25 protein-coding genes are annotated in these 24597 nt (G+C 67.4%); 10 read left to right on the top strand and 15 right to left on the bottom strand.

Annotated elements, in window-relative coordinates:
* Positions 1–124 precede the first annotated feature (124 nt).
* The 9 genes from RZV17_RS06775 (at position 125) to pdeM (ending at position 9778) form a co-directional block, all read left to right on the top strand.
* Positions 125–451, top strand: coding sequence for a hypothetical protein (locus tag RZV17_RS06775; protein ID WP_047694353.1), 327 nt, complete (start codon positions 125–127; stop codon positions 449–451).
* Between the two features lie 364 nt (positions 452–815).
* Positions 816–2525 (top strand): diguanylate cyclase, encoded by a 1710-nt coding sequence (locus tag RZV17_RS06770; RefSeq protein ID WP_184374028.1) that lies wholly within the window; start codon positions 816–818, stop codon positions 2523–2525.
* 110 nt (positions 2526–2635) lie between these two features.
* The gene (locus RZV17_RS06765) at positions 2636–3202 is read left to right on the top strand and encodes a polymer-forming cytoskeletal protein (RefSeq protein ID WP_355608146.1); all 567 of its coding nucleotides are present in this window, start codon (positions 2636–2638) and stop codon (positions 3200–3202) included.
* Positions 3199–3564, top strand: a complete 366-nt coding sequence (locus RZV17_RS06760) for a hypothetical protein (RefSeq protein WP_104581054.1) — start codon at positions 3199–3201, stop codon at positions 3562–3564. Before RZV17_RS06765 ends, RZV17_RS06760 begins: the two co-directional genes overlap by 4 nt.
* 231 nt (positions 3565–3795) lie before the next feature.
* A complete protein-coding gene (locus tag RZV17_RS06755; RefSeq protein WP_047694345.1) occupies positions 3796–4815 on the top strand; it encodes a ligase-associated DNA damage response exonuclease in 1020 nt (339 codons plus the stop codon).
* On the top strand, positions 4812–5045 hold the full coding sequence (locus RZV17_RS06750) for a hypothetical protein (RefSeq protein ID WP_104581053.1): 234 nt from the start codon (positions 4812–4814) through the stop codon (positions 5043–5045). Before RZV17_RS06755 ends, RZV17_RS06750 begins: the two co-directional genes overlap by 4 nt.
* Positions 5042–6646, top strand: a complete 1605-nt coding sequence (locus tag RZV17_RS06745) for an ATP-dependent DNA ligase (RefSeq protein ID WP_355608142.1) — start codon at positions 5042–5044, stop codon at positions 6644–6646. The genes RZV17_RS06750 and RZV17_RS06745 overlap by 4 nt, the downstream gene beginning before the upstream one ends.
* Positions 6643–9144, top strand: coding sequence for a ligase-associated DNA damage response DEXH box helicase (locus tag RZV17_RS06740; protein WP_355608139.1), 2502 nt, complete (start codon positions 6643–6645; stop codon positions 9142–9144). Before RZV17_RS06745 ends, RZV17_RS06740 begins: the two co-directional genes overlap by 4 nt.
* Positions 9134–9778, top strand: coding sequence for a ligase-associated DNA damage response endonuclease PdeM (gene pdeM, locus RZV17_RS06735; RefSeq protein WP_355608136.1), 645 nt, complete (start codon positions 9134–9136; stop codon positions 9776–9778). Before RZV17_RS06740 ends, pdeM begins: the two co-directional genes overlap by 11 nt.
* A gap of 27 nt (positions 9779–9805) precedes the next feature.
* Here the strand turns inward: pdeM and RZV17_RS06730 are convergent, their stop codons facing one another.
* The 10 genes from RZV17_RS06730 to rlmD form a co-directional block, all read right to left on the bottom strand.
* Positions 9806–11077, bottom strand: a complete 1272-nt coding sequence (locus RZV17_RS06730) for an NAD(P)/FAD-dependent oxidoreductase (RefSeq protein ID WP_355608133.1) — start codon at positions 11075–11077, stop codon at positions 9806–9808.
* 94 nt (positions 11078–11171) lie between these two features.
* A complete protein-coding gene (locus RZV17_RS06725; RefSeq protein WP_003488188.1) occupies positions 11172–11378 on the bottom strand; it encodes a cold-shock protein in 207 nt (68 codons plus the stop codon).
* An 87-nt stretch (positions 11379–11465) separates the two neighbouring features.
* Complete coding sequence (locus tag RZV17_RS06720) at positions 11466–12218, bottom strand: S-methyl-5'-thioinosine phosphorylase (protein WP_047694332.1); 753 nt, start codon at positions 12216–12218, stop codon at positions 11466–11468.
* Positions 12219–12442: 224 nt separating this feature from the next.
* Positions 12443–12997 carry a hypoxanthine-guanine phosphoribosyltransferase gene (locus tag RZV17_RS06715; protein WP_039406636.1) on the bottom strand — a complete coding sequence of 185 codons (555 nt, stop codon included), beginning with the start codon at positions 12995–12997 and terminating at the stop codon, positions 12443–12445.
* Positions 12997–13998, bottom strand: a complete 1002-nt coding sequence (gene nagZ, locus RZV17_RS06710) for a beta-N-acetylhexosaminidase (protein WP_179454722.1) — start codon at positions 13996–13998, stop codon at positions 12997–12999. Before nagZ ends, RZV17_RS06715 begins: the two co-directional genes overlap by 1 nt.
* A gap of 179 nt (positions 13999–14177) precedes the next feature.
* Positions 14178–15755, bottom strand: a complete 1578-nt coding sequence (locus tag RZV17_RS06705; protein ID WP_355608128.1) for a cryptochrome/photolyase family protein — start codon at positions 15753–15755, stop codon at positions 14178–14180.
* Positions 15756–15909: 154 nt separating this feature from the next.
* Positions 15910–16944 (bottom strand): FAD-dependent oxidoreductase, encoded by a 1035-nt coding sequence (locus tag RZV17_RS06700; protein WP_355608125.1) that lies wholly within the window; start codon positions 16942–16944, stop codon positions 15910–15912.
* 15 nt (positions 16945–16959) lie between these two features.
* Entirely contained in the window at positions 16960–17643 is a 684-nt protein-coding gene (locus RZV17_RS06695; protein ID WP_123137393.1) for a DsbA family oxidoreductase, read from the bottom strand.
* 168 nt (positions 17644–17811) lie between these two features.
* Positions 17812–18303 (bottom strand): CYTH domain-containing protein, encoded by a 492-nt coding sequence (locus RZV17_RS06690; protein WP_047694324.1) that lies wholly within the window; start codon positions 18301–18303, stop codon positions 17812–17814.
* 175 nt (positions 18304–18478) lie between these two features.
* The gene (rlmD, locus tag RZV17_RS06685) at positions 18479–19813 is read right to left on the bottom strand and encodes a 23S rRNA (uracil(1939)-C(5))-methyltransferase RlmD (RefSeq protein ID WP_355608122.1); all 1335 of its coding nucleotides are present in this window, start codon (positions 19811–19813) and stop codon (positions 18479–18481) included.
* A 158-nt stretch (positions 19814–19971) separates the two neighbouring features.
* On the opposite strand from rlmD, the gene RZV17_RS06680 reads away from it, so the two are divergent.
* A complete protein-coding gene (locus tag RZV17_RS06680) occupies positions 19972–20694 on the top strand; it encodes a response regulator (protein ID WP_039406654.1) in 723 nt (240 codons plus the stop codon).
* 141 nt (positions 20695–20835) lie between these two features.
* On the opposite strand, the gene recO is transcribed toward RZV17_RS06680, so the two are convergent.
* The 5 genes from recO to lepB all read right to left on the bottom strand — a co-directional run bounded on the left by recO (position 20836) and on the right by lepB (position 24562).
* Positions 20836–21558: a DNA repair protein RecO gene (gene recO, locus RZV17_RS06675; RefSeq protein WP_355608118.1), complete on the bottom strand. Its 723-nt coding sequence runs from the start codon at positions 21556–21558 to the stop codon at positions 20836–20838.
* Between the two features lie 232 nt (positions 21559–21790).
* The gene (era, locus tag RZV17_RS06670) at positions 21791–22687 is read right to left on the bottom strand and encodes a GTPase Era (protein WP_047694318.1); all 897 of its coding nucleotides are present in this window, start codon (positions 22685–22687) and stop codon (positions 21791–21793) included.
* Complete coding sequence (gene rnc / locus RZV17_RS06665; RefSeq protein WP_123137475.1) at positions 22684–23364, bottom strand: ribonuclease III; 681 nt, start codon at positions 23362–23364, stop codon at positions 22684–22686. Before rnc ends, era begins: the two co-directional genes overlap by 4 nt.
* Complete coding sequence (locus RZV17_RS06660; RefSeq protein WP_081419377.1) at positions 23354–23761, bottom strand: DUF4845 domain-containing protein; 408 nt, start codon at positions 23759–23761, stop codon at positions 23354–23356. The genes rnc and RZV17_RS06660 overlap by 11 nt, the downstream gene beginning before the upstream one ends.
* Entirely contained in the window at positions 23762–24562 is an 801-nt protein-coding gene (gene lepB, locus RZV17_RS06655) for a signal peptidase I (RefSeq protein ID WP_047694315.1), read from the bottom strand.
* Positions 24563–24597 lie beyond the last annotated feature (35 nt).

Genomic DNA, 24597 nt, shown 5'->3' with positions numbered 1-24597 from the left:
CTGGAGGCCGCGCTCCCGGCCCTGTCGTCCGGCGACGCGGGCGTGGGACGCACCTTGACGCAGGCTGCATCGAGCCCTGCATAAGCTCCGCTCTCCAACACCGGAACAGGAACAGGACCACCTCATGAAGACGATCCGCATGCTGTCGTTGAGCGCCATTGCCGCCCTCACCCTTGCTGCCTGTCAGGGCCCCGATGCGGAGCAGGCGCGCCGCGACGCTGCCTCTGCCGCAAAGCATGCCGCAGCTGCCACCGAACAGGCCGCCGACCGCGCCGCAGTGCAGGCCAAGGCCGCCACCGCCGACGCCCGCGTGGCCGCACGCGAACTGGCCGCCGACGCCAGCCGTGCGACTGCCAATGCCGCAGACGCAACCGCCGACAAGACCCGCGAGATGGCCAACAAGGCCGAGCAGAACGCCGACAAGCACGACGCCGAGCATCCGCAGCACTAAGACCACGAGCAGTTATCAGGTAGGCATCGCCGGCCCGCATAGAGCATCGGTGTACACGCGGCACCTACCGCTTTCGCGCACCGGCCGCACCCGCCTGACTACTGCGCAGTAGATTCGTCAGCTGCCTCAAGCCGCATCTGTCCCCTGCGCTCACCGCCCCGGTGGGCGCAGGACGCGCCACGCTCGGCACGCGCATGCCGCTGACACCGCGCAGCACCAGGCATGCGGACACGCAGCTCCCCGCTGTCCGCCACCGTGAACACAGCACATCGCGTCGCCTGCCTGCCTTCACTTTCGTGCCGGCGCGCACGTCTTGCGCCGCGATTGTGCTCGTGTTGTCGAGGCCGGCAGGCTAGCATCCTGCATGCCCTCATTCTTTACCTCGCGCCGCCGCAACCAGCTGGCGCTGATCTTCTCTGCGCTGATCTTCATCGTGATCGGCGTCGGCATCTTTGTCGGTGCGCGGCGTTCGCTGGCCGATGCGGCGCTGGTCTCGCACACCCATGAAGTGATCGGCCGAGTCGACGAGATCCAGGCACGCCTGCTGGATGCCGAATCCGCGCAGCGCGGCTTCCTGCTCACCGGCAACGATGCCTACCTGCTGGACTATCAAACCAGCGTCGAGCGCCTGCCGATCCTGCTCGGCAACCTGCGCCGGCTGATCGTCGACAACCCGTCGCAGGAGCAGCACCTGACCCAGCTGCAGGCGTTGGTGGAGGCGCGGCTGCGGCAGATCCAGCAGGTGCTCGATGTCTATGCGCAGGGCGGCCTGGAGCCGGCACGTGCGAGCATCCGCCAGAGCGCGTTCCGCACCACCAGCGCCATCCGCGAGCAGGCGCTGACGATGGTGCAGCGCGAGCAGGAGCTGCTTGCGCAACGTGCCGAAAGCAGCCGGCAGAGCGCGACCCTGTTGCTGGTGCTGGCGTTGGCCGGCATTCCGTTCGGCCTGGCGGTGGTCGGCACCGTGTATGCGGTGCTGATGCGCGAATTGCGCCATCGCGCGCAGGCCGAGCGTCTGGCGGCGCAAGCCAATCGCGAACTGGGCGACAGTGTCGGCGCGCTGCAGCGCAGTACCGCCGATCTCAACCTGCTGAGCCGTTACACCGGGCTGCTGCAGAGCTGCATCAGCGCAGAAGAAGCGTTGGTGGTCACCAGCCGCACGCTGGCCAGCCTGCTGCCGGGCGTTGCCGGCAGCGTGTATCTGCTGCGTGCCTCGCAGGATCGCGCCGAGGCGATCAGTCACTGGGGCGAGCCGCTGGTGCAGAGTGCACCGCATCTGCTGCCGGAAGAATGCTGGGCGCTGCGCCGCGGCCAGCCGCATGTCATCGACGACCTCGCCCGCGATGCGTTGTGTGCGCACATCGAGGAGCCGGGTGGCCAGACGCCGATCACCACCGCCTGCCTGCCGATGTCGGCGCAAGGCACCCAACTGGGATTTTTGTTTCTGTCCTCGCCCGGTCCGGGCCCGATGCCGCGCCTGGAGATCGCTGAGGCTGCGGCCGAGCAGTTGTCGCTGGCGCTGAGCAACCTGCGCCTGCGCGAATCGCTGCGCCGGCAGTCGATCCGCGATGCGCTGACCGGGCTGTACAACCGCCGCTATCTGGAAGAATCGCTCAGTCATGAGTTGGCCCGTTGCGCGCGACGCGGCCTGCCGCTGTCGGTGCTGATGCTGGACGTGGACCACTTCAAGCAGTTCAACGACAGCCAGGGGCATGCCGGCGGCGACCTGCTGCTGGCTGCGGTGGGCGAGCTGCTGCTGACCCGTCTGCGCGCCGAAGATGTGGCCTGCCGCTACGGTGGCGAAGAATTCACCGTGATCCTGCCCGAGGCCGATGGCGAGGAAGCCAGGCGCGTAGCCGAGCAGATCCGCGCGCAGATCGCGGCATTGGCGGTCACCGATGGGCAACGCGCGTTGCCGCGCGTCACCGCGTCCATCGGTGTGGCCAGTTTCCCGGTCGACGGCGAACTGGGCGCCAGCCTGATCCAGAAGGCCGACGCGGCGCTGTATGCCGCCAAGCATCGCGGACGTAACCGGGTCGAGCGTCATGGCGCCGGAGCGAGCAGGCCGGATTGACGCACAGGGCCAGGGCGGCGCGCTGTCGGTCTCGGATTGCGCGCTCTGTCACACAAAAGATCGATTGACGCAGCGATAGTCGGCCCAGACCCCCGAAGCGAGGCAGTCCGATGTCGATGTGGCGCGATCAAGGTCCCAACAAGAAAGACGGTGCTCCCGCAGCCCCGGAGGCGCCTGCCGCCGATGGCCGGCTGTTCAATGCCGACCCCGGCCCCACCCCGCCGGTGCCGGCCGCCGCCGCCGCGCCCAGCGTCGTGCCGGCCGCTGCGCCATCGCAGCGTCAGGGCGAAGCGAAGGAATCGCTGATCGCCGCCGACATCAGCATCGAAGGCAAGATCGAGGGCGCCGGTCACGTGCGTCTGGCCGGCCGCTTCAAGGGCGACGTCAACGTCAAGGGCGATCTCACCATCGAACGCGGCGCCAAGCTCACGGGAGGCGTGCGCGCCAACAAGGTCATCATCGCCGGCGAGCTGGAAGGCAATATCGAGTCCGCCGCGCAGGTGGAACTGCAGACGTCCGGCGTGCTGGTCGGCGACGTCAAGGCCGGCAACCTCACCGTCGCCTCCGGCGCCCGCATGCGTGGCCAGGCCGACTTCGGCTGGGGCGAAGACGCCGGCAGCAAGCCGTCAGCCGCCGCCAAGGCCAGCGTGGGCGGCGACACCACCGACGCCACATGAGTGCACCGCGCCCGGGCACGCCCGGCGCCACGCGCAGCTGTCCGCATTGCAAGGCCACGATCCTGGAAAGCGCGATCATCTGCCCTGCCTGCAAACACCACCTGCGCTTCGACTCGGCGGCTGCACAGCACGCGCAGCCGGCGCCGATCGTGCCGTTGAAGGTCGACGGCACCATCCGCCACCCCGCAGACGGCGATCCGTGGGAATACACCGTGGTCGTGGTGGTGCGTAACGGCAAGGGCGAGGAGATCCGCCGCCACGTGGTCGACGTAGGCGCAATGCAGGGCGGTGAGGAGCGTGGGTTCACGCTCGCCGTGGAGGCGATGGCAGTACGCGCTCCCGGGCGGCGTACGCGGCATTGACGGGCTGCTTGCGGTAGCGCGTCACCATCGCCGGCACCGGCCATGGCGATTGTGCGTTGGCAATGCAGGCGCGGCATCGCGTCCGGTCCGCGCCCGCATCCACCCGCCACGTGCACCGACATCGCGCCAGCGCTGGCCCTGCAGTTGGCAGCGCGACCACGTCTTGTTGCCCAGCCGATGCAGCCATTCCCATTCTCAGGATCTGCACACCGGCTTGGCCAGAGTTGCCGCATGCGCAACGGCAACGACGACACGAACCCACGCGGTGATCTGGTGGTACTTGGCCCCGAGGGGCTGTATTGCCCGCAGGGCGACTTCCATATCGATCCCTGGCGCCCGGTGCCGCGTGCGGTGATCACCCATGGCCACGGCGATCACGCCCGTGGCGGCATGGGCGAATACCACTGCACCCGCGAAAGCCTGCCGATCCTGCAATGGCGGCTTGGCGAACAGGTCTATCACCCGCATGCCGATGGCGAGGCGTTTACGCTGGGACGCGCACGCGTGTCGCTGCATCCGGCCGGACACGTGCTGGGGTCGGCGCAGGTGCGCATCGAAGTGGATGGTGAAGTCTGGGTGGCCTCCGGCGATTACAAGCGCCAGCACGATCCCACCTGCGCGCCGTTCGAAGTGGTGCCATGCGACACCTTCATCACCGAGGCAACGTTCGGCTTGCCGGTGTATCGCTGGCCCGACACAGCCGATGTGGCGGCCGATATCGTGGCCTGGCGACGCGAGTGCGCCGAGCGTGGCGAGGCTGCCATCCTGTATTGCTACGCACTGGGCAAGGCGCAGCGCGTGCTGGCCGAGCTGCGCGCCTGGGACACCCAGCCCGCACTGCTGCACGGCGCGATTGCGGCCGGCGTAGCGGTGTACCGCCAGGCCGGGATCGCGATGCTGGACACGCAACCGGTCAGCGAACATGCGCGCGGCGCGGACTATGCCGGGCAATTGGTGCTGGCACCGCCGTCGGCGGCCGGCAGCTCCTGGATCCGCCGCTTCCGACACGCGCAACAAGGATTCGCATCGGGCTGGATGCGCATTCGCGGCAATCGCAGGCGACGCAATTACGATCGCGGCTTCGTGGTCTCCGATCATGCCGACTGGCCGGACCTGCTGCGGACCATCGAAGACACCGGCGCCCGCCGCGTGATCGCCACCCACGGCAACACCGATGCGCTGATCCAGCACCTGCGCGAGCGCGGCGTTGCGGCCGAAGCCTTCCGCACTGATTTTGGAGCCGAGGAATGAACCCCTTGCCCGCACGCCGGTATACACGCGCGCGCGTGCGCATTCGCCTGAGCGGCGCACTTGCGTTCGGCCGGCATGCACTGGCATTTCGTGTGCGCCGCAGCGTGCCGGCGGCGGTCATGGGCCCGCCGCGTCTGCAACGTCGCCCACGCACGCTGGCCGCATTCACGCGACGCGCGCTGGAACTGCGCGCGGCCGACAGACAGGCCACGGCAGAGGCAATGCCGTGAAGCGTTTTGCCGCGCTGTACCGCACCCTGGACCGCAGCACCGGCACGCTGGACAAGCGTGCGGCGCTGGTCGCCTATTTCCGCGATGCCGCGCCGCTGGATGCGGCCTGGGCACTGTATCTGCTTGCCGGCGGCAAGGTGGCCAGTACGCGCATGCGCATTGCCAGCAGCGGCGAATTACGCGAATGGATCACCGACACCGCCGGCATCGCCGACTGGCTGGTGGCCGACAGTTACGACCATGTCGGCGACCTGGCTGAAACGCTGGCCCTGTTGCTGGACGACCCGGACACCGAAGCGGCCGACCTGCCGCTGGCGGAATGGATCGAACACCGGCTGTTGCCGATCGCCAATCGGGACGTCGCCGTGCGCAAGGCGTGCATCGTGCAGGCCTGGCGCAGCCTGGCCTTCGACGAGCGGCTGGTGTTCAACAAGCTGCTCACCGGCGCGTTGCGGGTCGGCGTGTCGCAGCGGCTCGTGCAGCAGGCGCTGGCGGAGCTGTCAGGCGTGGACATCGCGCGCATCGCGCAGCGCATGCTCGGCAGTTGGCGCCCGCATCCGACCTATCTGGCCGATCTGCTGACCAGCGAAGAACTGCCCGGCGATCGTCAGCAGCCCTACCCGTTCTTTCTTGCTTCACCGCTCGAAACGGCCGTCGATACGCTGGGACCCATCGACGACTGGCTGCTGGAATGGAAGTGGGACGGCATCCGGCTGCAACTGATCCGGCGCGCCGGCGAAGCAGCGCTGTGGTCGCGCGGCGAAGAGCGCCTGGACGGGCGCTTTCCGGAGATCGAACGCGCGGCGATGCAGTTGCCCGACGGCACCGTCATCGATGGCGAGCTATTGGCCTGGAAACCGGAGCAGCCCTTGCCGATGCCGTTCACTGCCTTGCAGACGCGCATCCAACGGCTCAAGCCCGGCCCCAAGACGCTGGCCGACGCGCCGGCGCGCGTGGTCGCCTACGACCTGCTCGAACTGGACGGCGAAGACCTGCGCGAGCGCCCGCTGCAGGAGCGACGCGCACTGCTGGACGGCGTGCTTGCCACACTCGCCGACCCGCGCATCGTCGCCTCGCCGCTGGTGCAGGTGAGCGATTGGCAGGCCGCAGCGCAGGTACGCATGGAAGCGCGCGAACGCGGCGTGGAAGGGCTGATGCTCAAGCGCGCCAACTCGGTGTATCAGGCCGGGCGCCGACGTGGCGACTGGTGGAAGTGGAAGATCGACCCGCTCACCATCGATGCGGTGTTGTTGTACGCGCAAGCCGGCCACGGCCGGCGCAGCACGCTGTATACCGACTACACTTTCGGGCTGTGGCATGAGGGACAGCTGGTGCCGATCGCAAAGGCCTATTCGGGCCTGGACGACAAGGAAATCCTGCAGCTGGACCGCTGGATTCGTGCCAACACCACCGAACGGTTCGGCCCGGTGCGCGCGGTCACCGCGCATCATGTGTTCGAGCTGGGGTTTGAAGCGGTGAATCGCAGCGCACGGCACAAATCCGGTATTGCGGTGCGCTTCCCGCGCATCCTGCGCTGGCGGCAGGACAAGCCGATGTCAGAGGCCGACCACCTGAGCAGCCTGCAGGCCCTGGCGCGGTGACGGCGGCGCAGCAGGCACGCGGCACGCCATTGCAGCAGTGGCGCGACTGGTTCGCGCAGCGCGGCTGGGCGCCGTTGCCGTTTCAACGCGATGTGTGGAAGCGCTATCTCGATGGCGAGTCCGGCTTGCTGCACACGCCCACCGGCAGCGGCAAGACGCTGGCGGCGTTCGGCGGGCCATTGCTGGACGCATTGGCTGCGCGCGGGCGCAAGTTACCGCTTAAACAAGGCAAACCTGCTGCACCTGCGCGGCGCCAGCAGCAACGCAATCTGCAGGTGCTGTGGATCACGCCGTTGCGGGCATTGGCCGCCGACACCGCGCGCGCATTGCGCGAACCGGTGGAAGCGCTGGGGCTGGATTGGCAAGTGGGACTGCGCACCGGCGATGCCAGCGCGCGCGACAAGCGGCTGGCACGCAGCGGCAAGCTCGACGTGCTGGTCACCACGCCCGAATCGCTGGCCTTGCTGCTGTCGTATCCGGACACCGCGCCGCAGCTGTCGGCGCTGCGCTGCGTGATCGTCGACGAGTGGCACGAGCTGCTCGGCAACAAGCGCGGCGTGCTGCTGCAACTGTGTCTGGCGCGCTTGCGCGGATGGACGCCGCAGCTGCGCATCTGGGGGCTGTCGGCAACGCTGGGCAATCTGCCGCAGGCGCGCGATGTGCTGCTGCCGCACCTGCCCGATGCAGCGCTGGTATCGGGCGTCAAACCGCGCACGATGACCTTGGAAACGCTGCTACCGGAAAGTGGCGAGCGGTTCCCATGGGCGGGCCATCTTGGTTTGGCACAACTGGCGCGCGTGCTGCAAAAGATCATGCAGCAGCGCACCAGCCTGGTGTTTACCAACACGCGTGCGCAGGCCGAGTTATGGCATCAGGCCTTGAGCGCGGTGTGGCCCGAAGACCTGGCCACGCTCGCGCTGCATCACGGCTCGCTGGATCCATCGCTACGCGCGGCCGCCGAGCGCGGCCTGGCCGATGGCAGCCTGCGCTGCGTGGTGGCCACCTCCAGCCTGGATCTGGGCGTGGATTTTCCGGCGGTGGATCAGGTGTTGCAGGTCGGTAGCCCCAAAGGCATTGCACGGCTGCTGCAGCGCGCCGGGCGCGCACGCCATCGTCCCGGCGAATCAGGCCACGTAGTGTGCGTGCCCTCGCATGCGCTGGAACTGGTGGAATACGCCGCCGCCCGACGCGCGCTCACCCACGGCCATATTGAAGCACGGCCGCCGCCGCGCCTGTCGCTGGATGTGCTGGCGCAACACTGCGTCACCCTCGCCCTTGGCGGCGGCTTCCAGGCCGATGCGTTATTCGAGGAAGTGCGCGGCACCGATGCCTTCGCTGCGCTGGAGAAAACTACCTGGAACGCAGTGCTGGATTTCATCGTGCAAGGTGGCAGCGCCCTGGCGCACTACCCGGATTTCCATAAGGTGGTGCGCGACGACGACGGCGTGTATCGCGTCATCGATCGGCGTGTGGCGCTTCGGCACCGGTTGTCCATCGGCACCATCACCAGCGATGGCAGCGTGCGCGTGCAGTTCCTGCGCGGCGGGCGGCTGGGCGCGGTGGAAGAACAGTTCGTCGGCCGTCTGCGCCGCGGCGACCGCTTCCAGTTTGCCGGCCGCCTGCTGGAGCTGGTGCGGCTGGAAGACATGACCGCCTACGTGCGTGTGGCCAAGGGCGGCAGCGGCGTGGTGCCCAAATGGATGGGCGGACGCATGCCGCTGTCGTCGGCATTGGGGCGCGAAGTGGAAGCGGTATTCGCCGACCCCGGCGACGCACCGGAGATGCAGGCCTTGGCGCCGCTATTGCAGCTGCAGGCCTCGCTCTCTTCGCTGCCGGGGCCGGACCATCTGCTGGTGGAAAGCATCAAGGCCCGCGATGGCCGGCATGTATTCGTGTACCCGTTCGCCGGCCGGCAGGTCAACGAAGGGCTGGCCGCGTTGCTGGCGGCGCGCTGGGGCCGGCGTCAGCGCAATACCTTCAGCTTCGCTGCCAACGACTATGGCTTTGTGCTGTCGCCGGCGCAGGATGTGGAGATCGATGCCGACGTGCTGCAGAGCTTGTTGTCGCCGGTAGCGCTGTTCGACGATCTGCGCGACAGCCTCAACCTGGGCGAGCTGGCACGCCGGCAGTTCCGCGAGATCGCGCGCGTGGCCGGCTTGTTGTCGCCCTCGTTGCCTGGGCGTGCACCGCGCAGCCTGCGTCAGCTGCAGGCCTCCAGCGGCTTGCTGTACGACGTGTTGCAGCGCTTCGACCCGGATCACCTGTTGCTGGCACAGGCCGAGCGCGAGGTGTTCGAAGGCCAGCTGGAACTCGCCCGCCTGGCACATGCGCTGGAGGACTGCGCCCGCCGCGAATTGCGCCTGTGCAAGCCGCGCAGCCTCACCCCGTTGTCGTTTCCGCTGTGGGCCGAACGCGTGCGTGGGCAGCTGAGTACCGAGGACTGGAAAGCACGCGTGTTGCGCGCTGCCGAACAACTGGAGCGCAAGCATGGGCGATAGCGTGCAGCTGCAGCTGGCCGGCGAAACCGTGGAATTGCTCGGCGAACGTGCCTTGTACCGCCCGGCGCAGCGCGCGCTGTTGATCGCCGACCTGCACCTGGGCAAGGCCGATGTCTTTCGACGTGCCGGCATCGGCTTGCCGGCCGGCGGCACCGCGCACGATCTGGAGCGGCTGGATGGGTTGCTTGCCCAGCGCCAGGTCGACGCGCTGTGGATCCTGGGCGACCTGCTGCACGGCCCGGCACCGCGCGCCGCCTGGCATCGGCGCTGGAGCGCATGGCGCGAGCAACATTGCGCGTTGCGGGTGATCGCCATCCGCGGCAATCACGACCGCGCACTGGCCGGTGCCGGGTTGCAGATCGAAGCGGCCGGCGAACAGGTCGAAGATGGCCCGTTCGTGCTGCGCCACGACCCAGTGCCGCACCCCGCCGGCCATGTGCTGTGCGGGCATCTGCATCCACTGGCCAAGCTGCCGGGGCTGTCGCGACGTTGGCCCGCCTTCTGGTTGCGCGAGCGCGTGACCATCCTGCCGGCGTTCTCGCAGTTCACCGCAGGCATCGTGCCGACGCTCACCGAAGGCGAGCGCCTGGTCGCCTGTGTGGAAGGCGACGCGATGGCACTGCCGGTGCGTTAGCCAGCGCCGCGAATGCGCCGGCCAACGCTACGACGCTGCGGCCACTTCCGCCTTGTCGTCGGCCGCATGCACCACTGGTTGCGATAACGCCTCGACGAATTCCGGCGCCAACGCCAACTTGCCGAACCAGCCATGCTGGGTGCCGCTGAGCACGCGCAGCATGTGCCCGCGCCCGCCCGGCACACGTCCCATCGGGCGCAGCAGCAGATCGCGGCCCTGTGCCCAGAGGTCGCGTTCGGACTGGAACAACGGCGTCAGCCAGCGGCTCCAGCGGTGATAGATCGCCACATGCGCCTGGCGTTCGCGTTGATACCGCTGCAACGCCTCGTCCAGATCGCTGCCCGTACGCAATGCATCGCGCATGGCCAGCGCGTCGAGCAGGGCCATGTTCACGCCCTGCCCCAATTGCGGGCTCATCGCATGCGCCGCATCGCCGGCAAGCACGAAGCGGCCGCGATGCCAGCGCGACACCACCGCATCGCGATAGCTCGCCCGCGCCAGTGCGCCATGCACCTGCACCGTGGCAAGCCGCGCGTGCGCTTCCGGCCACATCTGCGCCACCTCATCGCGCCAGGCGGCAATGCCGCGTTGTTCCCAGGCAACGAAATCGCTGCACGGCAGGCTCCAGAAAAAACTCAGTCGCGGGGTGTCGTCGCCCGGACGCGTGCCCACCGGCAGCAGGCCGATCATCTTGCGCGCGCCGATATAGCGTTGGCGCAATTCGTCCACGAACGGCCAGTCCTCGCGCGGCAACAGACACCACAGCGCGCCCCATGGATACACCCGATCCAGCCGGGTTCCCTGCGCCTGCGCGCGCAAGGTGGAGGCCGAGCCATCGGCGGCGATGATCAGATCGAAAGGGCCGTGCCATTGCCCGCGTTGATCCTGCACGCGCACGCCCTCATGGTCGATGGCGGTGATCTGCGTATCCACATGCAGTTGCGCGTGCTGCGGCCAGGCCTCGCGCAGCAGCGTAAACAAGGCGCCGCGCTGCATGCCCACACCCATCAGGCGCGCATCCAGATCACGGTACTGCATGTCCATCACTGCGCGTCCGCAGGGCGTGTCGCCGTACAAGCGGCGCACCGGTGCGCCATGCGCAAGCGCCTGCGGCAGCAAGCCCATGTTCCAGAGCACCTGCAGGCCGCTGGGCTGCAGCAAAAAGCCTGCACCCACCGGCCCGGGCGCGGCGGCGCGCTCGAACACCTCCAGTTGATGCCCATCGGCCCCCAGCAACACTGCCAGCGCCTGCCCCGCCGTTCCGTAGCCAACCACCGCAATCCGTAATGTTCGTTGCATCGTCCCTGCTCTGTTTCGTTATTGCTGCCCACGCACAACGGCGCAAAAAAAACCCCGCCGTGGCGGGGTTCTTCAACCGCACAATCGAGACAGATTACTCGACCGGCGTGATGTTCGAAGCCTGGGCACCCTTGGGGCCCTGGGTCACGTCATAACTGACGCGCTGGCCTTCCTGCAGGCTGCGGAAGCCCTTGGAATTGATCGCGGAGAAGTGCGCGAAGACATCGGCGCTGCCGTCCTCCGGTGAGATGAAGCCAAATCCCTTGGCGTCGTTGAACCACTTGACGGTACCGTTCGGCATGGTGATGCGAGACCTTTGCAATAATTAATGGGTGGTGTACGGCGGTGCGTACGCGCCGAGTATGCAAAGCTTATTCCCCAATGACAATCACCCGCGTGCAAGTTCGCCAATCAGCTCCGGCAGGCCGGACGAGGCGGCATCCACGTTGGCCAACACTTCGGCCATGGTGATCTCCTGCGCGTCGCCGCAGCCGGCCGCCCAGTTGGCCACGATCGCCAGACACGCATATTCCAGGCCTTTTTCGCGCGCCAACCCCGCTTCGGGCATGCCGGTCATGCCGACCAGATCGCAACCGTCGCGGCGCATGCGTGCGATCTCTGCAATCGTTTCCAGCCGTGGTCCTTGCGTCGCGCCATAGCAACCACCGGCCACCAGCGTGACGCCGGTCACCTTGGCGGCGGCAATCACCTTGCTGCGAAACATGGGCGAATACGGGTGGCCGAAATCCACATGCTGCACTTCGCTGCCGGGCTCTTCGCAGAAGGTGGAAATGCGGCCCCAGGTGTAGTCGATCAGTTGGTCGGGGCACGCCAGCACGCGCGGCCCGAACTGGTCGGTGATTCCGCCCACCGTGTTGAGCGCAAGCACGCGCGAGGCACCGATTTGCTGCAGCGCAGCGATGTTTGCGCGGTAGTTGACCTTGTGCGGCGGCAACGAATGCCCCTCGCCGTGCCGGGCCAGGAACGCCACGCGATGGCCGAGCAACATGCCGACACGGATCGGCCCGGACGGTGCGCCATACGGGGTGTCGAGCTCATGCGTCTGCACGTCGTCGAGCTGCGCGAGCTTGTAGACACCGGTGCCGCCGATGACGGCCAGGGCGATGGAATTGGGGGACATGGGCGACCTCTGCTACGTACGGACGTGGATGCGCGCGGCGCGCGCCAGGTTGCCCGCGCAGTGGCGGGCCAATACGAACGACGCCGACGAGGCTGTCGGTGTCGCTATTGAACATGCAGGACTGCGATCTCCGCGTCCCCAGACACGGCACGCGGCGTTGAGCCGCGTCCGCGCGCTACTTCGAGCCCCGAGCGCAGCCGACACGCCCGGCCACGCCGCGTGGATTACTGCTTCATCGCGTAGATGGCGGGAATGCCACGCAGCTGCTCGTTGACGTCCATGCCGAAACCGAACACGTAGCGGTCTGCCACTTCCACTCCCACGTAGTCGGCGGTGACGCCGGGCACGCAGCGGTCGTGCCGCTTCACGGTCAGCACCGCCACGCGCACGTCGGTGGCGCCCTGCTCCAGGCACCACTGGCGCACGCCCTGCAGGGTGTAGCCCTCGTCGAGGATATCGTCGACCAGGATGACCCGGCGGCCGAACAGTGCGGTGGCCGGACGGTGCTTCCACACCAGCTCGCCGCCAACGGTTTCGCCGCGGTAGCGGGTGGCGTGCAGGTAATCGAACTGCAGGTCCTGGCCACGTGCGCCGAGTTCCAGCGCCAGCTGGCCGGAGAACGGCAGCGCGCCGTGCATGATGGTGAGATACACCGGCACTTCACCGGCGTAGTCGCGCGCGATGGCGTCGGCAATGGTGGACACGGCGGCATCGATGGCCGGGCGGTCGACCAGCAGATCGGCTTGGGCCAGGGCCTGGGAAATGGTGAGCGTGGACATCAGGCAATTGTTCCGAAAGAGGCAGAAGGAGTGTTGAAGGAAGCATCGGTGCCGGCCAGCAGGCCATCCCAGCCGAGCGCGCCACGACCGATCAGCCCGATCAGGGCTGCAGTATTGAGGTTGCGGCCCTGCACGGCCTGCAGCGATTCGTCGACCAGCTCCGGGTGGCAGACCAGCACCACGTCGCAGCCGGCATCCAGATGCGCATGCACCCGGCCCGCCACGCCGCCGGCACTGAACGAGGCGGCCATGCCGATGTCGTCGGAAAACACCACGCCGCGGAAGCCCAGCTGCCCACGCAGGATCTGCTCGATCCAGCGCGGCGAGTAGCCTGCCGGTTCCGGCGCGACCTGCGGGTAGACCACGTGCGCCATCATCACCGCGTCGGCGCCGGCCTCGATCCCGGCCACGAACGGCACCAGGTCTTCCGCCTGCAGCACTTCGAGCGGTCGCGGGTCGCTGGCGTGGTCGACGTGGGTGTCTTCCAGCACCGTGCCGTGGCCGGGGAAATGCTTGAGCGTGGCGGCCATGCCGGCGCCGTGCAGCGCCTGCACATAGGCACGGGTGAAGGCGGCCACGATCTGCGGGTCGTCGCTGAAGGCGCGGTCGCCGATGGCGCGGTTGCCGCGGCCCAGGTCCACCACCGGCGCAAAGCTCAGGTCAACGCCGCTGGCACGCACCTCGCTGGCCATCAGCTGCGCGTGCGCGCGGGCGGCGGCCAGCGCAGCCTCGGGGTCCTGCGCGTACTGCGCACCGAAGCTTTGCAACGGCGCCAGCGCGCTGAAGCCTTCGCGAAACCGCTGCACGCGTCCGCCCTCCTGGTCCACGCAGATCAACACCGGGCGCGGCGCGGCGGCGCGGATGGACGCCGACAACTCGGCCACCTGCGTGCGCGAGGCGAAGTTGCGCGTGAACAGCACCACGCCGGCAACCGCATCGTGCTGCAGCCAGTCGCGTTCCTGTGCGCTGAGTTCGGTACCGGCAACGCCGATCAGAAGCATGTTGGGGGACTCCCGGGCCAGGCGCCACGAGGGCGCAGCGCGGCATTGTCGCAGATGCGCGTTGCAGCGTCAGATCGCGCATTCAGGCGGGCGTTGGATCGGCAGGCTGGCCGGGACGCGCGTTGAGCGCAGGTGCAGAGCGCCCGGCGACCGCGCCCTGGCCCGGCCCAGCAACGGCTTCAGAGCACGTCCAGGTGCGCCCGCCAATGCGCGGCCTGGGCCTGGATGCCCTCCAGCACCTCGGGTGCCATGCCATCGAGCTGCCGGTACGGCATCGCCAGGCGCTCGTTGCCGCCCAGCAGCGGGCGCTGCCGCGCAAGGAAATCCCAGTACAACGCGTTGTACGGGCAGGCCTTGGGGCCGGTACGTGCCTTGCGCTGATACCCGCACCCGGCGCAGTAGTCGCTCATGCGGTCGATGTAGGCCGCGCCACTGATGTAGGGCTTGCTGCCGAGCAGGCCGCCATCGGCAAACTGGCTCATGCCCACCGTGTTGGGCAGCTCCACCCATTCGAACGCATCGATATACACGCCCAGATACCAGCGATGCAGCGCTTGCGGGTCCAGCCCCGCCAGCAGCGCAAAATTGCCGATCACCATCAGCCGCTGGATGTGGTGCGCGTGCGCATTGGCCAGCGAGTTGCCGACCGCATCGGCCAGGCAGCGCATGCTGACCTGTCCATCCCAGAACCAGTGCGGCAGCGGCGCATGCTGATCCAGGCGATTGGTGTGGGCGTACTCGGGCATCTGCGACCAGTACACACCGCGCACGTATTCGCGCCAGCCCAGGATCTGGCGGATGAAGCCTTCCACCGATGCCAGGGGTGCCTGCCCGTGATGCCATGCCGCCTCGGCGCGCGCAATCACCTCGGCCGGGTGCAGCATCTTGACGTTGAGCGCGAACGACAGCAGCGAGTGGAACAGCCGCGGGCTGCGGGTACTCATCGCATCTTCGTAGCGGCCGAAGTCCGGTAACGCCTGCGCAATAAAGGCATCCAGCTGCTGCAGCGCTTCGTTGCGATCCAGTGGCCAGGGCAATGCCTCTGCGCTGGGCGCTCCGAAACTGCGCACACCGGCAGCGTCGATGCTGCGCCACAACGCGCGGTGGTCGTGCGCTGTACGCCAGTCCTGCGGCGCGGGCGGATCGCCCGGCCACGGCGCGCGGTTGTCGTGATCGAAATTCCAGCGCCCGCCCTGCGGCTCTCCGGCCGCGTCGAGCAGGATGCGATGGCGGCGGCGCATGTAGCGGTAAAACACTTCCATGCGCCACTGGCTGCCCGCACCAAAGCATGCAGCGACCTCCTCGCGCGTGGTCAAGAAATGCTCGCTGTCGACCATGCGCGTGGCAAACGCACGGCCTGCACTCCATTGCCGCAGCGCTTGATCCAGCCGCCACTCGTCCGGCGCCTGGTAGTCCAGCTGGCCGGCGCGGTAGTGCGCCATCAGCGCATCGAGATTGGCAGGGATGGACTGCCGATTACTTGGGTTGTCGATCGCAACATGGCGCACCCGATGCCCGGCTTGCCGCAGCCCGGCCGCAAACGCGCGCATCGCCGCGAAGATCGCCAGGATCTTCTGCGCGTGATGCAGCACGTAGTCGGTTTCCTCGCGCACTTCCATCAGCACGTAGACCACACCGGGGTCGCGGGTCGCGAACCAGCTGTGCTGCGGGTTGAGCTGGTCGCCCAGGATCAGCCGCAGCGTATGTGCGGGCGCCTGTGTGGTGCTGTCGGCAGAGGCCGGCGCGGCGTCAGGCATCAGCACAGCCCCTGCCGGTGCGCGCGGCCCGTGCATCGCCCGGCGCTGCGCTCAACCATGCGCCATGGCACCGCGCGCTGTATCGCGCAGTACGCCAACCCTGCAAGCGACGCGCTGCCGCTGTGTCTCGTTGTTGCGCAGACGCAGCCCCGAGTCACGCGTCGGCACGGTCGGCAGCATGACCCGCACAGACCTGCTGCGCCAGCGCAGTTCCGCTTTGCCAGGCGCCTTCGACCTTGCCGCCAGCCAACCAGTCACCGCAGATGCCGATGCCACGCTGCGCGTCCCACACGCAGCCAAGCTGCAGTGGCGGCTCGGTACTTGCGACCGTCCATCCAAACGCATCGCAGGCGTGCGGCAGCGGCAGGCCAAGCGCCGCCAATTCCGGCAACAGGTGCGCGATGACCTCGGCCGACGATGCATCGCGATGGGCCCGGCTCCACTCGGCAGTGGCGTGCAGCAGCCAGGTCTCCGGGCCGCCTCGCCCTGGTTTGCTGGAATCGCGCGCCACCCAACGCAATGGCCCGGCATTGACGAACAACGCGTCATAGCCCGGATCGATGCGTGCATCGAAGCGCAGCACCAGCGCCCACGCAGGCTGCATCCGCGCACTGCAGGCAATCTCGCACAGCGCGGGCGCAATTTCGGCCAGCCATAGCGCCGCTTCGGGCGCCGGAAACGCGAGCAGCAGCGTATCGACGCCGTGCGGCGCAGCGCCGTCCTGCACATCCACCGCCCAGCCCTGCCCGCTGCGTTGCAGCGTGCGCAGCTTCGCGTGCATGCGCACATCCAGGCCCGCCGCAAGCGCGCGCGCCGGGGCGGCCATGTCCGGCACGCCGACAAAACGCGTCAGCGCGCTCTGCGACAGGCGCCGCTCTGCGCCATCCCAACTTGCGATGCGCACCGGCCAGCGCGCGGCAACGCCAGCGCCCATCCACGCGTCAACCACCGCCGCAAACGCCGGATCGCGTGCGGTGAAATACTGTGCCCCGGTATCGCATTGCCAGCGGTTGCCGGCGTGGCCACGCATGCGCCCGCCGGGTGCGTCGCCCTGCTCGTACACCGTGACCGCATGGCCGGCAGCGTGCAGGGCGTCGGCGCAGGCAAGGCCGGCCAGGCCGGCGCCGATCACCGCAATCGTGAGCGGACGGTGCGGACCGGCTGTCTGGTCATTGGCTGGCAGAGGCATCGCGCAACCGGTCGATCAGACCGGGCAGCCATCCGGCCCGCAAGCGTCGGGGCCGCCGACCGGCACCGACTCGGCGGCCAACTGCAACAAGGCCTGCGCAAAGCTCTCGGCTGGCTGCGCGCCCTGGATCAGGCTGCGCCCGTCGATCACAAAACTGGGCACCGCGCGAATGCCCAGCGCACGGGCCTGCGCCAGCTGCGCCTGGACCTCGACGGTGCCTTCGTCGGAGTCGAGCATCGCCTGCACACGCGCGGCGGCAAGACCGCCGGCCTCACCGGCACGCAGCAAGGTCTCGGTCGCCGCCACATTGCGGCCTTCGGCAAAGTGCGCATGAAACAGCGCTTCCATCACTGCACCGACATCGCCTTCGTGCGTGGCCAACCACAACAGTCGATGCGCACGCAGCGTACTCACCTGCACCTGGCCGCGCCCGAAGTCGAACGGCAGGCCCTCCGCACGCGCCGTCGCCTGGGTCTGCGCCAGCATCTGCTCGACACGCTCGACCCCGCCGAACTTGCGCGCCAGCGCGTCGCGCAACGGTACCGGCTCGGCGCCAGCGTCCGGATCCAGCTCGAAGGCGTGGTAATGGATGTCCAGCACCGGCGCCCTTGCGCCCAGCGCTGCGACGGCCTGTTCAAACCGGCGCTTGCCGATCCAGCACCAGGGGCAGACTACGTCGGACCAGATATCGATGCGCATACGCGGGGATTTGGGATTGGGCATTTGGGATTCGCAAAGCATAAGCCCATTCGCTGCAGCGGAAATTAGAAAGAAGTGAGGGCAATGCCCGGACAGCATCGATCAGCGCGGCGCCGCACCCTGCCCTTACGAATCCCGAATCCCGACTCCCGAATCCCCGCTCCTGAATCACCCGGCCCAGCGCGAAAACGGATGCGATGCCAGCGCCAGATTGTAGTACCGCGTGTCGTCGGTCACTTCCGCACCGATCCACTCGGGCTTGGCAAAGGCTTCGTCGGCGCTGGCGAGCTCGATCTCGGCCACCACCAGCCCGGCGTTGTCGCCGAGAAATTCGTCCACTTCCCACACATGGCCCTGGTACTCGACCAGATGCCGGCGCTTGTCGATCAGCCCGCCCACGCACAGGTCCAGCAGCGCGCGCGCATCGGCGAGGGGAATCGGGTACTCGAACTCCTGGCGGGTATGCCCCACCTCACGCGACTTCAGATTCAAGAACGCACCCTCGCCCTGCACACGCACACGCACCGATGCATTCTGCGCCCCGCTACGCAACGCCGCCTGGTCATTGATGTAGCCCTGCGCCATCGGGATCACCGCATGCGCGGCAGCACGCCACCCATCGCCGGAGACAAGAAACTTGCGTTCGATTTCTAGAGGCATGGGATTCGGGATTTGGAATTGGGGATTGGTTAAAGCAACGCACTGCGTGTCTGTGGGGCTCTTGCCAAGACCCCGCAGTACCAGGGGCAATGCTTCGATCTGACGCTTGGGTAAGCGATTAGCGAAAGGACACATCACGACTCGCCGTTGCGAATCCCCAATGCCCAATCCCCAATCACCGCTTCTCGAACACCGCAATGCTCTCCACATGGGCGGTATGCGGGAACATGTCCATCGCACCGGCCGACACCAGCGTGAAGCCTTGCTCGTTGACCAGATAACCGGCGTCGCGCGCCAGCGAGCCCGGGTGGCAGCTGACATAGACGATGCGTTCGAACTTCTTCAGCGGCAATTGCTGCAGCACTTCCAGCGCACCGGAGCGCGGCGGGTCCAGCAGCAGCTTGTCGAAGCCCTGGCGCATCCAGGGCGCACTGCGCTGGTCCTGGGTCAGGTCGGCCGCATGGAACTGCGCATTGTGCAAGCCGTTGCGCTGGGCATTGTCCTTGGCGCGCGCGACCAGCCCGGCATCGCCTTCCACCCCGACCACCTCGCGCACGGTGCGCGCCAGCGGCAGGGTGAAGTTGCCCAACCCACAAAACAGATCGAGCACGCGGTCATCGGGCCTGGCATCGAGCAGTGCGAGCGCGTGCGCGATCATCTTCTGATTGAGCGAGGCGTTGACCTGGATGAAATCCAGCGGACGGAAGGCCAGTTCCACATCCCACTGCGGCAGGCGAAACGACAGCGGCACCTCTTGCGGCCACAGCGGATGCACACTGTCCACGCCGCCGGGCTGCAGGAAGATCGCAAAGCCGTGCTCCTGCGCGAACGCCACCCAGGCCTGTTGGTCGCGCTCGCTGAGCGGCTGCATGTGGCGAATGGTCAGGGCCACCGCATCGTCGCCGGCGATGAATTCGATCTGCGGAATATCGCGCTTGCCATCCATGCCCTCGACCAGCGCAGCCAGCAGCGGGATCTTGTCGCCGATCTGCGGGATCACCGTGTAGCAGACCGACAGGTCGGCCACGAAACGTGGGTCGAGCTCGCGGAAGCCGACCAGGGTCTTGTCTTTCTTCTCGACCCGGCGCACCGAGAAACGGCCCTTGCGGCGATAGCCCCAGTTGTCGCCGGTGAGCGCAGGCAGCACGGTCTGCGGGCTGACGTGGCCGATGCGTTCAAGATTGTCCATCAGCACCCGCTGCTTGGCCACGATCTGCTGCGATTCCTCGAGATGCTGCAACACGCAGCCGGCACAGACACCGAAATGCGGGCAGCGCGGGGTCACGCGCTGCGGGGAGGCTTCCAGCACCTCCACTGTCTTGGCCTCGTCGAAATGGCGGCTACGCGCGGTGGGTTCGGCACGCACCAGCTCACCGGGCAGGGCGCCGCTGATGAAGGTGACCTTGCCGCCCTCGCCGTCGCGGCGCGCAACGCCGCGCCCGTCATGGCTCAGGTCGGTGATGGCGGTCTGGAAGGGAGTACGGTCGAAACGGTTTCGGGTTCTGGCCACGTGGCGACGAGCTGCGGGCAAAAAGGGTGCGTATTGTCGCAGATGCGATCGACGGAGGCCGCGCCGCCTGGCGCGGCAATTGTGGCGCCCCGCAAACACAGGCAAACTGCATGTGCGCGCGGCAGCACAGGACGCGGCATCGCTGACAAGGAGGCAGCATGAATATGGCGACACGTCAGGAACCCCATCCACGACTCTTGTTGGTGGAAGACGACCCGATCAGCCGTGGCTTCCTGCAGGCTGCGCTGGAGGGCCTTCCGGCCCAGGTGGATTGCGCCGATTCATTGTCCTCGGCGCTGGATCGCGCGCGCGGCCATCGCCACGACCTGTGGCTGATCGACGTCAATCTTCCCGATGGCACCGGAAGCGGGCTGCTGCGGGCGCTGCGCCTGCTGCATCCGGACGTCCCCGCGCTGGCGCACACCGCCGACGGCAACATGGCGATGCAGCGCGGCCTGCAGTCCGATGGATTTCTGGAAATGCTGGTCAAGCCGTTGAGCACCGAACGCCTGTTGCAGGCGGTGCGCCGCGGCCTGGCGCGCGGCCGCTACAGCGTTGCGCCGGTCGGCGTGGTGGACATCGCGGCCAGCGACTGGGACGAGGCCGCGGCACTGAGCGCCCTCAACGGGCAGCAGCATCATCTCAACGCCTTGCGCGAATTGTTCCTGGCGGAGCTGCCGGGCACGCGGGATGCGGTGACCTCGGCGCTGAACGTCAGCGATGAGCAGGCGCTGCGCAATCACCTGCATCGGCTGCAGGCCAGTTGCGGCTTCGTCGGGGCCGCCCGGCTTGCCGGAGCGGTGCGGCTGTTGCGCGGCGACCCGCAATCGCGGGCCGCACAGACCCAGTTCCACGCGGCGGTGGCGGCGTTACTGCACTGAGTTGCGCCTGCGTTTGTGGCGAGCACCCCAGGGCGCTGGCCTGAAGTGCGACGTTGGCCTGGTCGACATCGGCGATGCAGCGCGGCGCGATGGCAGGGCCCCGCCGGGCCAGGTCGTGCATCGATGCCCGCCCTGTCCCGATCAGCGGCGTCGCGCCAGATCCTCGAGCATTTCCCAGGATTTGAGCCCGCGTCCGTTCAGATGATGCAGCAGCACGCTGCGCATGCTGCGCCGCAGGCCGGGCATATCCTCGGACGCCGGCAGGGTATCTTCGCCCAGCGCCAGCAAGGCCGCACCGGTCACGGTCTCGCGCCGATCCTGTGCCAGGCGCTCGCTCAGCACGCGCATGGCGCCTTCCTGGGGATCGAGCCGATAGCGCGCCGCCGGGTCGATCGGCTGCCCCTCGCTGTCGTGCTGCAGATCGAAGCCGAACCCCAGCCCGTCCAGCACATCACGTTCGAACTGGCGCAGCCCCCAGGCCAGCGGCAGCCCGGCCGCCAGATGCGCGCGTGCCTGCGCATAGCACGCGTAGAGCTCGGGGACCGCATCGTTGCGCGGCGCAAGCCGCAGCAGCAGCTCGCTGATATAGAAGCCGGCCAACATGGTCTCGCCGACCAAACGGGGCGCGGTGTCCAGCGCTTCGGCCTGGCGCAGTTGCGCAAGTTCGCCGCGCTGCACGGCGGTGAACTGGATCAGCTGCAGCGGCTGCAGCGCCGCGCGCAGCGCCTGCTTGCGCGGCCCCTGCACGCCACGCGCCAGCAACCCGACCCGCCCGTGCTGCTCGGTCAGCACTTCCACCAGCAGGCTGGTCTCGCGCCAGGCACGCACATGCAGGACGAAGCCGTGTTCGTGTTCGATCAGCATGGAAGGGAAAGCCGGGACTGGGGACCCGGGACCGGGGACCCGGGAAAAGCGCCGGATCGGCCGTCGACCTGCAACGCGGCGCGGCGATCAGGGGCCGAGCCAATGCCGTCAGCGCAGCACGCGAATCTGAAAAATGCGAAAAAACGTCTTCCCGGCAATATGCCGGCCAACTGCCTGACCCAGCCTTTCCCGAGTTCCGGGTCCCGGGTCCCGGGTCCCGGCCTTCCCGGCCTCATTCGTAGCCGAACGCCTTCAGCGCCGCCTCGTCATCCGACCAGCCTTCGCGCACGCGCACCCAGGTTTCCAGGAACACCTTGGCACCGAACAGGCGCTCCATCTGCAAACGCGCCTTGCCGCCGATTTCCTTCAGGCGGGTACCGCCCTTGCCGATCACGATCGCCTTCTGGCCTTCGCGCTCGACCCAGATCACCGCACCGATGCGCAGCAGCGCACCGTCTTCGGCAAAGCGCTCGATTTCCACGGTGGTGGCATACGGCAATTCTTCGCCCAACTGACGCATCAGCTGTTCGCGCACCAGCTCGCCGGCCAGGAAGCGTTGGCTGCGGTCGGTGATTTCGTCTTCGCCGAACATCGCCTCGGCTTCGGGCACCAGCTTGAGCAGGTCGCTCACCAGCGCCTCCAGGCCCTTGCGCTTGAGCGCGGAGACCGGGTGCACGGCGGCAAACGTGCGGCCCTCGCTGACCTGCGCCAGGAACGGGAAAAGCGCGGTCTTGTCCTTGAGCCGGTCGACCTTGTTGACCACCAGCACCACCGGCACGTCGGCATCGCTGAGCACGCGGAACGCCAGGGTGTCTTCCTCGTCCCACCGCCCGGCCTCGATCACCAGCACCGCGGCATCCACGCCTTCGAGCGAGCCGCGTGCGGCACGGTTCATCACCCGGTTCATCGCGCGCTTCTGCTCACGGTGCAATCCGGGCGTGTCGACCAGCACCAGCTGCCCCTCCGGGAAGGTGGCAATCCCGAGCAGGCGGTGCCGCGTGGTCTGCGGGCGATTGGAGACGATGCTGACCTTGGCGCCCACCAGGGCATTGGTCAGGGTGGATTTGCCGACATTGGGCCGGCCGATCACGGCAACGCTGCCGCTACGGTGGGAAGAGGGTTCGCTCACGTGTTTGAATCCAGTTGTGCGATGACGGTAGCCGCCGCCTGTTGTTCGGCAAGACGGCGCGACGTGCCCTGGCCTTCGGCACGGGCAATCGGCTGCTCCAGGATGCAGGCGACATGGAACTGTTTGGCGTGCTCGTCGCCGGTTTCGCTGATCAGCGCGTAATTAGGCAGCGGCAGCTGCCGCGCCTGCAGCCATTCCTGCAACCGGGTCTTGGGGTCTTTTTCTGCCTTGCCCACCGGCAATGCCGCCAGCGATGATTCGAACCAGGGCAGCACCACCGCGCGGCAACGCTCGAACCCGCAGTCCAGATAGATGGCCGCCACGACCGCTTCGACCGCGTCGGCCAGGATCGAATCGCGGCGATGGCCGCCGGACTTCAATTCGCCAGGTCCAAGCGTCAGCCGCTCGCCAAGATTCAGGGTGCGCCCGATCACGGCCAGGGCGCCTTCGCGCACCAGTTCGGCGCGCGCGCGCGTCAATGCGCCTTCGTCGGCCTTGGGCCAGCGCTGATACAGCGCCTCGGCGATCAGCAGGTTGACGATGCCGTCGCCGAGAAATTCCAGGCGCTCGTTATGCGGCGTCCCGGCACTGCGATGGCGCAGCGCCTGGGTGAGCAGACCCGGATCGGCGAATGCATGGCCGATTGGATCACCGCGCTGGAAGGTTCTATTCGCCACCACGTCCGGTCATGTCCTGCGAGGTATCGAACTTGCCGACAATGTCCAGATTGCCGATCAGCTCGCGACGCACTTCGTAATTGACCTTCATGCGCCAGCCGCCATCCACACGCTCGAACTTGACGTCTTCCTTTTTGACGTTTTCCGAGTAGTTGATGTACAGGCGACGAAAGAACAGATCCTGCAGCTTGGACGGGTCCATGTTGGCACTGCCCGGCTCCTTGGCCAGACCCTTCATCGCCGTGCGTACCGAGTAATACTCCTGGTACATCGGAAACAGCTTCATCCCGATGTACAGGCCGAACCCGACCACCGCCAGCACCACCACGAACGACGTCAACGTCATACCGCTTTGCTTGCGCTTCATTGTGCTTCCCCCGGCACGCCGTGCGTGCATTTACTGGATTCCAGTCCCGATCCGCGATGGATCGAAACTCCCCTTGCAGAACCACCCTTCGCAATTGAGCCAGATCAAAAACGCCTTACCGCGCAGATTGGCTTCCGGCAGGAAATGCGTCTGGGTCCAGAACCGGCTGTCTTCGCTGTTGTCGCGATTGTCCCCCATCACGAAATAGCTGTCTGCCGGCACCGTCCAGTCGCCCTGGCCGGCCGGCATGTTGCGGTCCACCCACTCCAGCACGGTATGCGTGCGGCCCGGCAGGTCTTCCACCAGCAGCGTGGTGCCGGTCATCTCGGACCCCTTGCCCTTGCCGATGTACTCGCCCTTGACCGTATAGCGCATCGGCTTGTCGTTGATGTACAGCGTATCGCCGTGGAAGCCGATCTTGTCGCCCGGCAGGCCGACCACGCGCTTGATCCAGTTCTGGTCCGGCGCATGCGGCGGCTTGAACACCACCACGTCGCCACGCTTGGGCTCGCCGGTCGGGATGAACTTGGTATTGGTGATCGGCAGACGGAAGCCGTAGGCAAACTTGTTGACCAGGATGAAATCGCCGATCAGCAGGTTGGGCATCATCGAGCTGGACGGAATCTTGTACGGCTCGGCCACGAAGCTGCGCAGGATCAACACCACCGCCAGCACCGGGAAGAAGGCGCGCGAGTAATCGATGATCGCCGGCTCGCTGTCCAGCAGCCCGGCGCGTGCCGCGCGGCGCTTGGCCAGGAACAGCTTGTCCAGCAGCCAGATGAAGCCGGAGCCCAGCGTCAGCACAACCAGGATGATTTCAAACCATTTCATTTATGTTCCTTCGGAACGGGATTCGGGATTGGAGA

The organism is Xanthomonas cannabis (assembly GCF_040616535.1).
GTDB lineage: Bacteria > Pseudomonadota > Gammaproteobacteria > Xanthomonadales > Xanthomonadaceae > Xanthomonas > Xanthomonas cannabis.
This window is presented reverse-complemented; position numbering and strand designations above follow the sequence as displayed.

Bases quoted from the DNA above. Each gene is read 5' to 3' on its own strand.
- RZV17_RS06730 (WP_355608133.1), bottom strand. From the start codon at position 11,077: ATGCAACGAACATTACGGATTGCGGTGGTTGGCTACGGAACGGCGGGG.
- RZV17_RS06705 (WP_355608128.1), bottom strand. From the start codon at position 15,755: ATGCCTGACGCCGCGCCGGCCTCTGCCGACAGCACCACACAGGCGCCC.
- RZV17_RS06700 (WP_355608125.1), bottom strand. From the start codon at position 16,944: ATGCCTCTGCCAGCCAATGACCAGACAGCCGGTCCGCACCGTCCGCTC.
- RZV17_RS06765 (WP_355608146.1), top strand. From the start codon at position 2,636: ATGTCGATGTGGCGCGATCAAGGTCCCAACAAGAAAGACGGTGCTCCC.
- RZV17_RS06690 (WP_047694324.1), bottom strand. From the start codon at position 18,303: ATGCCTCTAGAAATCGAACGCAAGTTTCTTGTCTCCGGCGATGGGTGG.
- RZV17_RS06720 (WP_047694332.1), bottom strand. From the start codon at position 12,218: ATGTCCCCCAATTCCATCGCCCTGGCCGTCATCGGCGGCACCGGTGTC.
- lepB (WP_047694315.1), bottom strand. From the start codon at position 24,562: ATGAAATGGTTTGAAATCATCCTGGTTGTGCTGACGCTGGGCTCCGGC.
- RZV17_RS06725 (WP_003488188.1), bottom strand. From the start codon at position 11,378: ATGCCGAACGGTACCGTCAAGTGGTTCAACGACGCCAAGGGATTTGGC.
- nagZ (WP_179454722.1), bottom strand. From the start codon at position 13,998: ATGCTTCTGATCGGCGTTGCCGGTACCGAACTCAGCGCACAGGAACGC.
- RZV17_RS06695 (WP_123137393.1), bottom strand. From the start codon at position 17,643: ATGCGCATCGATATCTGGTCCGACGTAGTCTGCCCCTGGTGCTGGATC.
- pdeM (WP_355608136.1), top strand. From the start codon at position 9,134: ATGGGCGATAGCGTGCAGCTGCAGCTGGCCGGCGAAACCGTGGAATTG.
- RZV17_RS06680 (WP_039406654.1), top strand. From the start codon at position 19,972: ATGAATATGGCGACACGTCAGGAACCCCATCCACGACTCTTGTTGGTG.
- RZV17_RS06775 (WP_047694353.1), top strand. From the start codon at position 125: ATGAAGACGATCCGCATGCTGTCGTTGAGCGCCATTGCCGCCCTCACC.
- RZV17_RS06755 (WP_047694345.1), top strand. From the start codon at position 3,796: ATGCGCAACGGCAACGACGACACGAACCCACGCGGTGATCTGGTGGTA.
- RZV17_RS06660 (WP_081419377.1), bottom strand. From the start codon at position 23,761: ATGCACGCACGGCGTGCCGGGGGAAGCACAATGAAGCGCAAGCAAAGC.
- RZV17_RS06770 (WP_184374028.1), top strand. From the start codon at position 816: ATGCCCTCATTCTTTACCTCGCGCCGCCGCAACCAGCTGGCGCTGATC.
- RZV17_RS06750 (WP_104581053.1), top strand. From the start codon at position 4,812: ATGAACCCCTTGCCCGCACGCCGGTATACACGCGCGCGCGTGCGCATT.
- recO (WP_355608118.1), bottom strand. From the start codon at position 21,558: ATGCTGATCGAACACGAACACGGCTTCGTCCTGCATGTGCGTGCCTGG.
- RZV17_RS06715 (WP_039406636.1), bottom strand. From the start codon at position 12,997: ATGTCCACGCTCACCATTTCCCAGGCCCTGGCCCAAGCCGATCTGCTG.
- RZV17_RS06760 (WP_104581054.1), top strand. From the start codon at position 3,199: ATGAGTGCACCGCGCCCGGGCACGCCCGGCGCCACGCGCAGCTGTCCG.